Annotated in this window: 8 protein-coding genes; 6 read left to right on the top strand and 2 right to left on the bottom strand. The window is 75.0% G+C overall.

Features of this window, described 5'->3' with window-relative positions:
- Nucleotides 1-303 precede the first annotated feature (303 nt).
- Nucleotides 304-1,083 (bottom strand): TspO/MBR family protein, encoded by a 780-nt coding sequence (locus GC722_RS00550; RefSeq protein ID WP_197429639.1) that lies wholly within the window; start codon nucleotides 1,081-1,083, stop codon nucleotides 304-306.
- Between the two features lie 10 nt (nucleotides 1,084-1,093).
- Nucleotides 1,094-1,576 carry a MarR family winged helix-turn-helix transcriptional regulator gene (locus GC722_RS00545; protein ID WP_331714237.1) on the bottom strand — a complete coding sequence of 161 codons (483 nt, stop codon included), beginning with the start codon at nucleotides 1,574-1,576 and terminating at the stop codon, nucleotides 1,094-1,096.
- 96 nt (nucleotides 1,577-1,672) lie between these two features.
- Here GC722_RS00545 and GC722_RS00540 point away from each other — a divergent pair, with 96 nt between their 5' ends.
- The 6 genes from GC722_RS00540 to GC722_RS00515 form a co-directional block, all read left to right on the top strand.
- A complete protein-coding gene (locus GC722_RS00540) occupies nucleotides 1,673-2,899 on the top strand; it encodes a sensor histidine kinase (RefSeq protein WP_156607001.1) in 1,227 nt (408 codons plus the stop codon).
- Entirely contained in the window at nucleotides 2,896-3,567 is a 672-nt protein-coding gene (locus GC722_RS00535) for a response regulator (RefSeq protein ID WP_156607000.1), read from the top strand. Before GC722_RS00540 ends, GC722_RS00535 begins: the two co-directional genes overlap by 4 nt.
- Before the next feature lie 98 nt (nucleotides 3,568-3,665).
- Entirely contained in the window at nucleotides 3,666-4,568 is a 903-nt protein-coding gene (locus GC722_RS00530) for an ABC transporter ATP-binding protein (protein ID WP_156606999.1), read from the top strand.
- The gene (locus GC722_RS00525; protein WP_197429638.1) at nucleotides 4,565-5,332 is read left to right on the top strand and encodes an ABC transporter permease; all 768 of its coding nucleotides are present in this window, start codon (nucleotides 4,565-4,567) and stop codon (nucleotides 5,330-5,332) included. The genes GC722_RS00530 and GC722_RS00525 overlap by 4 nt, the downstream gene beginning before the upstream one ends.
- Nucleotides 5,329-6,096, top strand: a complete 768-nt coding sequence (locus tag GC722_RS00520) for an ABC transporter permease (protein ID WP_156606998.1) — start codon at nucleotides 5,329-5,331, stop codon at nucleotides 6,094-6,096. The genes GC722_RS00525 and GC722_RS00520 overlap by 4 nt, the downstream gene beginning before the upstream one ends.
- Before the next feature lie 166 nt (nucleotides 6,097-6,262).
- A partial coding sequence (locus GC722_RS00515) for a putative Ig domain-containing protein (protein ID WP_197429637.1) occupies nucleotides 6,263-10,480 on the top strand: 4,218 nt, incomplete at its 3' end.

Here is a 10,480-nt window from a genome sequence, read left to right as displayed (position 1 = left end):
CCGCTCCCCCACCTTCACAGCCGCTGCAACGGCTGTGAAGGCGCTCGGACGGCTGTGAAGCGGGCACGGGCCGGCTGTGGAGCGGGCAGGGGCCGGCTGTGGAGCGGGCACGGGCCGCCTTCACAGCCGCTCCCCCACCTTCACAGCCGCTGCAACGGCTGTGAAGGTGCCCGGACGGCTGTGAAGCGGGCACGGCACGGCTGTGAAGCTGCGCGAAGGCTGTGAAGCGGGCCCGGGGCGGCTGTGAAGGTGCCGGACGGCTGTGAAGGTGCGCGAAGGCTGTGGAGGGGCGGGGAGGCGGCGTCAGGCAGCCGGGGAGTGGCGGCGGCGGAAGAGCGGCACGGCGACCAGGGCGGCCACGGCGGCGACGACGGCGGCGACCGCCACCGGGGTGGACGCGGGTTCGCCGGCGAACCGGCCGACGGCGACCCAGGCCAGCCCCCAGGCCATGGCCAGCGCGACCGCGACACGGCCGCCCAGGCGCCAGGCCAGGGCGACGGCGACCGCACCGGCGACGAGCACGACGACGACGCCGAGCACGTCCGCCGCACCCGGACCCGGCTCGAGACCCAGGTCGACCAGCGCCGCGGCCAGGTTGGCGCAGGTGGCGACCGCGACCCAGCCCAGGTAGAGCCCGAAGGTGCCGTCCACGACCAGCGCGCCCACGGCACCCTCCTCACGCGCGTCGCCGAGCCGGAGCCCGATGACGGCCAGGACGGCCAGCAGCGCCAGGATCACCACGGCCGTCAGCCACACCAGACCGGTCTGGGCGACGAGGATCCACACCGCGTTGAGCACCATGGACAGCGCCGGCAGGTAGCCGAGGCGACGCAGCCGGGGCAGGCCGCGGTCGGACCACTGGTAGACGGTGAAGGCGAGCAGCCCGAGGTAGACGACCGACCAGATGCTGAAGGCGGGCCCGTATGGCGCGACCAGGGTCGCCTGGTCGGAGAGCGCACCCCCGCCGGTCTGGTCGACGGAGGTGCCGAGCAGCCCGGTGCCGACCGCCGTGCCCACCAGGCAGAACACCTCGGCCGCGGTGGTGACCAGGCGGCGGGTCAGGTCCTGCGCATTGCTCAGCATGCTGAGCATGCTACGCGGGCGGGTCCTCCGCGGCAGCGGCGGCCCCGGTCCGCCCTGCCGCCCGCTCGCCCGCCGGTCGGGCGGCGCGCACCAGCCGGACGAGCTCGGCGCGGAAGCCCTCGGGGTCGCTCAGCGGTCCGCCGACCAGCCGGTCGGCCACACCGTCGGCGCTCACCTCGGCGTAGGCCGCCGCCCCGAGCGCCGTGCGCTGCACGAGCACCCGGCGCCGGTCGGCGGGGTCGCGGCGACGGCTCACGTGGCCGGTGCGCTCCAGCCGTTCCAGCACCCGGGCCATGGTCTGCTCCTCGACCTGGCTGGCGGCCGCGAGCTGGCGCTGGGTCCGCGGTCCCTCGGCCAGCGCGTGCAGCACGAGCAGGCCGGCGTGGGTGAGCCCGCGCTCACCGAGCCAGGCGTTCCACTCCCGCTCGACGTGACGCGCGGCGGTGGACAGCAGCCGGCCCAGCGGCCAGCTCTCGAGGTCGTCGGCTGCCACCGGGCCACCGTAGTCCCGCCCGACCGGGCCCGCTCCCGATGGCCCGGCCGGTCGCCGGTCTGGAAGCATGGGTGCGTCGCAGCGGACCGGAGCAGGATGAGCACACAGGTCATGACCACCGACGAGACGGGCCGCACGTCCGGGTCCCCGGGGGCGGCCGCACGGTCCCCGGTGCTGGTGGACGCCCTCGTCGCCCTGGCGGTGCTGGCCTACAACCTGCCGGTGCAGGGGCTGGCCGGACCGGTCTGGACGCTGCTGCTGCCGCTCGGGCTCTGCCTGCCCTACGTCCTGCGCCGCCGCCACCCACGGGCGGTGCTCGCGACCATGCTGCTGGTCGCGGTCGTCCAGCAGCTGGCCGGCGTCGAGCTGCTGGTGGCCGACGTCATGCTCCTGCTGGCCGTCTACGGCGTCGCGCGACGCGAGCTGTGGCCGTGGTCTCTGCCCGCCGCGGGGCTGGTGGCCGGCTGGGTGCTGTGGGCCGTGGCGCCCCGCCTCGAGGAGTACTACCTCTCCGTCCTCGACCTGGTGCTGCTGGTGGTGGTCGTCGCCGCGGCGTGGCTGGCCGGCACGCTGGTCCGCACCCGGGCGCAGTACGTGGAGAGCCTGCGGCTGCGTGCCGAGCAGCTGGAGCGGGCCCGCGCGGTCGACGCGGAGATGGCCGCGGCGGCCGAGCGCACCCGCATCGCCCGTGAGCTGCACGACGTCGTCTCGCACGGCCTGAGCGCGATCGGGCTGCTGGCCGAGGGAGCCGCCCTGCAGGTCGACCAGGACCCCGACCGGGCCCGGGCGGCGATGCTGCGGGTGCGGGACACCAGCCGGGACGCCATGCAGGAGATGCGCTCCATGCTCAGCGTGCTGCGCGACGCCGGCACCGACGGCCCCAGCCCGCTGCCCGGGCTGGACCAGCTGCCCGAGCTGGTCGAGCGGGCCGCGGGCCTCGGGCTGCCGGTCCGGCTCACCGTGGAGGGAGAACGGCCGCCCCTGCGGAGCAGCCTGCAGCTCGTCGTCTACCGGGTGGTGCAGGAGGCGCTCACCAACGTCGGCAAGCACGCCGGCGAGCGGCTGGGCCGGGTGGACGTCTCGCTGCGCTACGGCGAGGACGAGCTGAGCGTCACGGTGACCGACGACGGGCCCGGTCCCAGCACTCCCGGGGCCGGCGCCGCCCGGCCCGACGACCCGCCGGGCGGCGGTGCGGGTGAGGGGCAGGGGCTGGTCGGGATGCGGGAGCGGGTGACCGCCCACGGTGGCACGCTGAGCACCGGCCCGGGCCCCGACGGCGGGTTCTGCGTGAGGGCCACGTTGCCGGTGAGGAGCGGTGGATGAGCGCGATCCGGGTGGTCCTCGTCGACGACCAGGAGATCGTCCGCGCCGGGCTGCGGATGGTGCTGGACGGCCAGCCCGGCGTCGAGGTCGTCGGCGAGGCCGGCGACGGGCGCGCCGCGCTGGAGCTGCTGGCGCAGGTGGCCTGCGACGTGGTGCTGATGGACGTCCGGATGCCGGTGATGAACGGGGTCGAGGCCACCCGCGAGATCCGCCGCGGCGACGGCCCGCGGGTGCTGGTGCTCACCACCTTCGACCAGGACGAGTACGTCTTCGACGCCCTGCAGGCCGGGGCCAGCGGGTTCCTGCTCAAGGACACCCCGCTGCAGGACCTGCTCTCGGCGATCCGGCACGTGCACGCCGGGGACGCCGTCGTCTCCCCCAGCACCACCCGGCGCCTCGTCGAGCACGTCACCCGCTCCCCCGAGCCGCGGCTGCGGCAGCACCACGACCCCACCGGTGGCCGGCTGGCCCAGCTCACCGCCCGGGAGCACGAGGTCCTGCTGCTGGTCGCCGAAGGGCTCAGCAACGCCGAGATCGCCACCCGTCTCACGGTGGAGGAGGTCACCGTCAAGACCCACGTCGGGCGGATCCTGGCCAAGCTGGGTCTGCGCGACCGCACCCAGGCCGCCGTCGTCGCCTTCCGGAGCGGTCTGGTGGACCCGGCCTGACGCCGGTCCCGTCGGCCGGCTGTCCTACCTGAGGAGGACGCTGCAGATCACCCCGAGGCATGACGACCCGGGCGTCGCCGGTCAGCAGGGTGGTGCCCATGGACACCGTGACCACCACCGGACTGACCAAGAGCTACGGCCGGCAGGTCGTCGTCCAGGGCCTCGACCTGCGGGTCCCCGAGGGCTGCGTCTACGGCTTCCTGGGCCCGAACGGGTCGGGCAAGTCGACGACCATGAAGATGCTGCTCTCGCTGGTCCGCCCCACGGCCGGCGAGGTCCTCGTCCTGGGCGAGCCGATGAACCGCAGCACCCGCCGCCGGCAGCTGGCCAGGATCGGCTCGCTGATCGAGTCGCCCCCCGGCTACGGGCACCTGACCGGCGGGGAGAACCTGCGTCTGGTGCAGCGCTCCCTCGGGCTGGACGAGGCCCAGGTCGACCGGGCGGTGAGGTCCGTCCGGCTGGAGGAGCAGCTGGACAAGAAGGTCGCCCACTACTCGCTGGGGATGAAGCAGCGGCTGGGCATCGCCATGGCGCTGGCCCGCGAGCCCCGGCTGCTGGTGCTCGACGAGCCCACCAACGGCCTCGACCCCGCCGGCATCGAGGAGATCCGCGAGCTGCTGCGCCGGCTGGCCGGTCGCGGTGTCACCGTGATGGTGTCCAGCCACCTGCTCGGCGAGGTCGACAAGGCCGCCGACGTCTTCGGCATCCTGTCGGCCGGGCGGCTGCTGTTCCAGGGCTCGCGCGAGCAGCTGTTCGCCGCCGCCGTCCCCGACCTGCTGATCGACACCTCCGACCCGCACCGCGCCCGTGCGGTGCTGGACGACCGCGTCGCCGCCCGGGTCGACGGCGGCAGCCTGCGCATCCCCGGGATCGACGACCAGGGCACCGCCCGCGTGGTGGCCGACCTGGTCGGCGCGGGAGCGCCCGTCTACGGCGTCCGCCGCGAGGAGCAGTCCCTGGAGGACGTGTTCATGGACCTCACCCGAGGCGGTCGGCTGTGAGCGGCCGTCGCGTCGGGACCGGTGGCGTCGTGCGGAACGAGGTGGCCAAGCTGCGCCACCTCCGGGTCGGGCTGGTCGCCGGGCTGATGGTGCTCGGGATGGTCGCGCTCACCCTGCTGAGCACGCTCACCAGCGCCGTGTTCGCCGACCCGGCGAGGCGGAGCTGGGACGTGCCGCTGGCCGGGCTCTCGCTGGCCGTGCCGCTGGTCTGCCCGCTGCTGCTGGCGCTGGTGGCGAGCCGGATGGTGGACGTCGAGCACCAGGGCGGCGGCTGGCTGCTGAACGCCACCTCCGGCACCACCCCGGGCGTCCTGTGCCGGGCGAAGCTCGTCACCGGCGCAGGCGTCGTGGTGGTCGTCACGGCGGTGACCCACCTGTCGGTCTGGGCGCTGGGACGCCTGGCCGGCATCGACGCCCCGGTGCCGGTCGGGCTCTGGCTCGGTTTCGCGGCGGCCGGCCTGGCCGTCAACCTGGTCGTGCTGGCGCTGCACGTGGTGCTGTCGGCGACGGTCGACAACCAGCTCGTCGCGCTCGGCACCGGCCTGCTGGGCACGGTGGTCGCCGTCTTCGGCTCCGGGTTCCCGGCCTGGTCGGCCCACCTCACCCCGTGGGGCTACTACTCGCTGGTCGCGGCCGCGGGCTACGAGGGCCAGGACCTGGTGCGGACGTCGCCGTCCTGCTTCAGCGTCCTCGTCCTGACCGTGACGGCCGCCGCCCTGTTCGGCCTCGTCACCAGCCGCTTCGACCGTCAGGAGACCCGATGACCACCCCGTTCTCCGCCGCCCTCGGCGCCGAGCTCACCAAGCTGAGGCGCTCGCTGAGCTGGTCGGTGGTGGTGCTGCTGCCGGTGGTGGTGGTGCTCGCCGGCTCCTTCACGACCGTGGTGTCCGGGCAGCAGCTGGCCGACGGCTGGCACACGCTGTGGCTGCGCTCGGTCGTCTTCTACGGTCTGCTCCCGCTCCCTCTGGGGCTGGGCATCCTCGCCTCGCTGGCCTGGCGTCCCGAGCACCGGGGCGGCAGCTGGAACGCGCTGATGAGCAGCCCGGTGCCGTCGCTGTACGTCGTGCTGGCCAAGACGCTGGTGGTCGCCCTCCTCGGTGCGGTGATGCAGCTCGTCCTGCTGGTGACGGTCGTCCTCACCGGGAAGCTGCTGTTCGGGCTGGCGGGCATGCTGCCCGGCCGCTACCTGGTCATCACCGTCCTGCTGGTCGTCGCGGTGCTGCCGGTGGCGGGCGTGCAGTCCGCGCTGTCGATGGCGGTCCGCTCCTTCGCCACCCCGGTCGCGGTGGCGCTCGTCGGCGCCGGCACCGCCGCGGTGCTGCTGGCGGCCGAGCTCGGCGGGGTCGTCCTCGTGCTGCCCTGGGCCGTCACGGCGCGCGCCACGCAGCTGGCCACCGGCACCTTCGGCGACAGCGGCGAGCTGACCGCCGGCGGGGCGGCCGCGGTCGTGGTCGCCGGCGCGCTGCTGACGCTGCTGGCGGTGGCGCTCGCCACCCGCTACCTGGAGCGGCGCGACGTGCACACCTGAGCCCGCACCCGGCGCCGGGGGCGCGGTCGCCCGGGCTCCTGGGGCCCAGCCGTGGACGACCTCTGGCGCGCCGGGTGGCGGTGCTGCCATGATTCGCGCGTCCGGGGTCTGCGCCCGGTTCCGGTTCCACCCCGCGGGGGCGGGTGGCCTTGCTCGAAGGTCTGCCATGCGCGCTGCCCGCGTCCCCGCTCCCCTGCCTGCCGACGACCGCCCGGCCGGCCCGGCCCGCCTCCGTCCGCTGCCCCCTCGGGCCGCCGCGGCGCTGGTCGCCGTGCTGGCGCTGCTGCTCGGGCTGCTGGCGCCCGCGCCGGCGTCGGCGGTCGGGGAGCCGGTGCTCATCGACGACTTCGGCGGGGACGTCCGTGGCACCCGGACGGTCACCCCGCTCGACCCCGACGGCACCACCCCGCTGGGCACCTTCACCGAGTCCGGCGGCACCGGCACCATCACCGCCACCGGCAGCGGCAACCGGGCGGCGGGCGTCCAGCTGGACTACGCCTTCCCCTCCACCGACCTGCGCTCGGGGATGAGCAACACCCAGTTCTTCGTCGAGTTCGACCGCATCACCCGGACTCCGGAGGTGCTGACCGAGCCCTCGGCCAACATCTCCGTGAGCGTGACCGACAGCGCCGGCGGCACCAGCAGCTACAGCACCGGCATCGGCAACGTCGGGGACTGGGCGGTCGTGCTGAACTTCGACTGCTCCGGCGGGCAGAGCGCCTGCTTCTCCGGGACCGCGAACTTCGCCGACATCACCGGCGTGCAGCTGCGGGTGATGTACCCCCGCAACTTCGACAGCACCGGCGGCACGCTGACCGCGGTGGTGGACCGGATCAGCACGACCCCCACCGGGGCCGTCGTCCCCTCCCCCGCCACCCCGGTCATCTCCGGGCCGGACAGCCCCTACCTGCTCGACGGGCCCACCACCATCGAGCTGGACACCCGCTTCACCTCCGACGGACGCCTGGCCGACGTCAGCCGGGAGGCGGGCAGCAGCGAGGGCCTGCGCGCGAGCGACGTCGTGGTCGGCGGCACCGCCCCGGGCCGCGACGCGGTCGCGGTCAGCGGCAGCGCGAACAACCCCACCATCACCATCGGCCCGATCACCGGCGAGGGCGAGCTGACCGTCACCATCCCCGCGGAGGTGCTGGTCGACAGCTGGGGTCAGCGGACCCTGGCCTCCTCCACCTACCGGCTGGTGCTGCGTGAGCCGGCCCCCGCGACCGCGGTGGTCGCGCCGGTGATGGCCACGCTCGGCGAGGCCTACTCCCACGACCTGGCCGCCTCGGGCGGCTTCCCCGAGGACTACACCTACGACGTCACCGCCGGTGCGCTGCCGGCCGGGCTCGAGCTGAGCCGCGACGGCCTCATCACCGGCACGCCGACCAGCGAGGGCAGCCACCCCTTCACCGTGACCGTCGTGAACGGCGCCGAGTCCTTCAGCGCGGCGCTCACCCTGACGGTCGGGATGGTGCCCGTGCTGGACCTGCCGGCCAGCGCCACCGCCCGCGGCGGCGAGCCGTTCACGCTGAGCGGGACCGTTGCCGGCTACCCGACGCCCGAGGTGACGCCGGAGGGCCTGCCCGCCGGGCTGACCCTGAGCGTCGACGGGTCCACGCTGACCATCAGCGGCACCCCCACCGGCGCCGGCGGCATGAGCGAGGTGACCGTCGACGCCAGCAACGACATGGGTGAGGACAGCGCCACGCTGATGCTCGCCGTGCACCAGGCACCGGCCATCACGAGCGACGCCCACGCCGAGGTCGAGGTGGGCGAGCCGGCCGCCGTCGAGGTCACCACCAGCGGCTACCCCGTGCCCGCACTCACCGCCTCCGAGCTGCCCGACGGGCTCACCCTCACCGACCACGGCGACGGCACCGCCACGATCACCGGCACCGCCACCTCCCCCTCCGCCGGCACGGTGACGCTGACCGCCACCTCCCGGGCCGGCACCGGAACCCAGCTGCTCTTCCTGCTGGTCGCCAGCGACGTCGTGATCACCAGCCCCGACCGCTACGACTGGACCCTGGGTGAACCGGTCGAGGAGCCCGTCGTCGCCGCCGGGTTCCCGCCGCCCACCGTCACCGTGACCGGCGAGCTGCCGGCCGGCGTCGCCGTGGCCGTCGACGGAGCCGGGCGCACCACGCTGAGCGGCACCCCGACCGAGACCGGCGACTTCGAGGTGGTCGTCACCGCGACCAGCATCCGCGAGACCGTCGAGCAGACGGTCAGCATCCGGGTCAGCGACGCGCCGGTGTTCACCAGCCCGGACGCCGCCACCTTCACCGTCGGCCAGGCCGGCGAGCTCGACGTCACCACCACCGGCTACCCGGCACCCCGGCTCACCGTGACGGGCGAGCTGCCCGAGGGCGTCAGCTTCACCGACGCGGGCGACGGGACGGCCACGCTGTCCGGCACCCCGGCCGCCGGCACCGCCGGCACCTACCCGCTGACCGTCACCGCCGACAACACCCCGGCCGCCGAGCCGCGCGGTGTCGCGGTGATGGCGGTGGGCGTCACCACCCAGCAGCTGGTGCTCACCGTGCAGCAGCTGCCGGCCTTCACCAGCGCGGACGAGGCGGTGGTGACCGCCGGCGACGGCTCCAGCGCCCTCGTGACGGTGACCGGGTCGCCCGTGCCGACCGTCACGGCGGAGGGCCTGCCTGCCGGGGTCACGCTGGGGACGCAGATGGGCGGCATCGTCCCGCTGCAGGCGGCCGAGGGCACCGTCGGCGGGCTGTACGAGGTCGTGCTCACCGCGACCAGCAGCGCCGGGGTGGCGACCCAGGAGCTGGAGCTGACCGTGCAGACGGTCCCGCAGCTCCCCGACGCGGTGTCGGTCTCCGTCGAGGCGGGGCAGGCGATCGAGCCGACCACCATCAGGGCCAGCGGCTTCCCGGTCCCCGCCGTCACCACCTACACCGACCTGACCGGGAGCGGTCTGTCGGTGACCGACAACGGGGACGGCTCAGCCACCCTGACGGGCACCCCCACCCAGCCCGGCACGACCTCCGTCGGCATCCAGGCCGTCAACGCCGCCGGCACCTCCTACACCACGGTGACGGTCACGGTGTGGAGCGATCCGACCGTCGAGGCGACCGGGAACCTGGTGCTGCCCCTGGGCGAGTTCAGCCTGTTCCGGCCGGCCCCCGTGGAGATCACGGGCGACCCGGCGCCGGACGTCACCGTCGAGGGGCTGCCGCCGGGCCTGCAGGCGATCCCCTACGTCTTCGGCGACCTGGTGCTGCTCGGGTCGGCCGAGGAGGCCGGTGACTTCACCGTCACGGTCACGGCCACCAACGCGACCGGGACGGCGAGCGACAGCTTCCTCCTCCGGGTCACCGAGCAGCCCTCCTTCGACGAGCCGAGCGTCTCGGCGACCTTCGTCGAGGGCTCGCCCGGCGAGCTGGTCGTGGACGCGCACGGCTTCCCCCCGCCCAGCCTGACCGTCACCGGTGAGCTGCCCGAGGGCGTCACCTTCGTCGACGCCGCCGACGGGACCGGCACCTTCGCCGGCACGCCCGCGGCCGGGTCGGCCGGGACCTACGAGCTCACGCTGACGGCCACCAACGACGCCGAGGCACCGGGTACCGGCACCCCGCCGGTCCTGCTCGCGGGAGACCGGGTGTCCGCCGCGGAGGCGCGGCTCGAGGCGGCGGCCGTCGAGGCCACCGCCGAGCAGCAGGTGACCCTGGAGGTGCTGGCGCCGCCGAGCATCACCAGCCCCGACACGCTGCAGCTGGTGGTGGGCGAGCCGGTGTCCTTCACCGTCGAGACCGGGGGCAGCGTCCCCGCCGCGCTGGCCGTCGAGTCCGGTCTGCCGGAGGGGCTCACCTTCACCGACAACGGGAACGGCACCGCGACCCTCGCTGGCACCCCGACCGGGACGCCGGGCACCAGCGAGCTCGTGGTCACGGCCACCGCGTCCACCGGCACGGCACGGCAGACCATCACCGTGGTGCTGCAGCAGCGGCCTGCCTTCACCTCCCCGGACCTGCTCGACGTCGCGGCCGGCGAGCCGTTCTCCCTGGTGGTGACCACCACCGGGTCGCCGACCGCGAGCATCGGCGCCGACGACCTGCCCGAGGGCGTGAAGCTGGTCGACCGGGGTGACGGCACGGCGCTGCTGAGCGGCACGCTGGCCGAGCCGGGTCGCCACCCGCTGCTGCTGGTGGCGACCAACGCCGTCGGCACCGCCGAGCAGACGCTCACCGTGGTGGCCGCCGAGCCGGCACCGGGCCCCACGCCCGGGCCAACCCCGACACCGGACCCCACGCCCGAGCCGACCCCGACGCCCGACCCCACGCCGGAGCCGACTCCGACGCCCGCACCCAGCGGTCAGCCGGACGACGCCGACGGAGCAGGCGACGACGACGGCCCGGGT

The organism is Auraticoccus cholistanensis, from assembly GCF_009742705.1.
Classification (GTDB): Bacteria; Actinomycetota; Actinomycetes; order Propionibacteriales; family Propionibacteriaceae; genus Auraticoccus; species Auraticoccus cholistanensis.
The sequence above is the reverse complement of the archived record's forward strand: the minus strand, read 5'-3'. Positions and strand labels throughout refer to the sequence as shown.

What these genes read in the sequence shown, in the direction of transcription:
- GC722_RS00530 (WP_156606999.1), top strand. Translation starts at nt 3,666, where the DNA reads ATGGACACCGTGACCACCACCGGACTGACCAAGAGCTACGGCCGGCAG.
- GC722_RS00550 (WP_197429639.1), bottom strand. Translation starts at nt 1,083, where the DNA reads ATGCTGAGCAATGCGCAGGACCTGACCCGCCGCCTGGTCACCACCGCG.
- GC722_RS00540 (WP_156607001.1), top strand. Translation starts at nt 1,673, where the DNA reads ATGAGCACACAGGTCATGACCACCGACGAGACGGGCCGCACGTCCGGG.
- GC722_RS00520 (WP_156606998.1), top strand. Translation starts at nt 5,329, where the DNA reads ATGACCACCCCGTTCTCCGCCGCCCTCGGCGCCGAGCTCACCAAGCTG.
- GC722_RS00535 (WP_156607000.1), top strand. Translation starts at nt 2,896, where the DNA reads ATGAGCGCGATCCGGGTGGTCCTCGTCGACGACCAGGAGATCGTCCGC.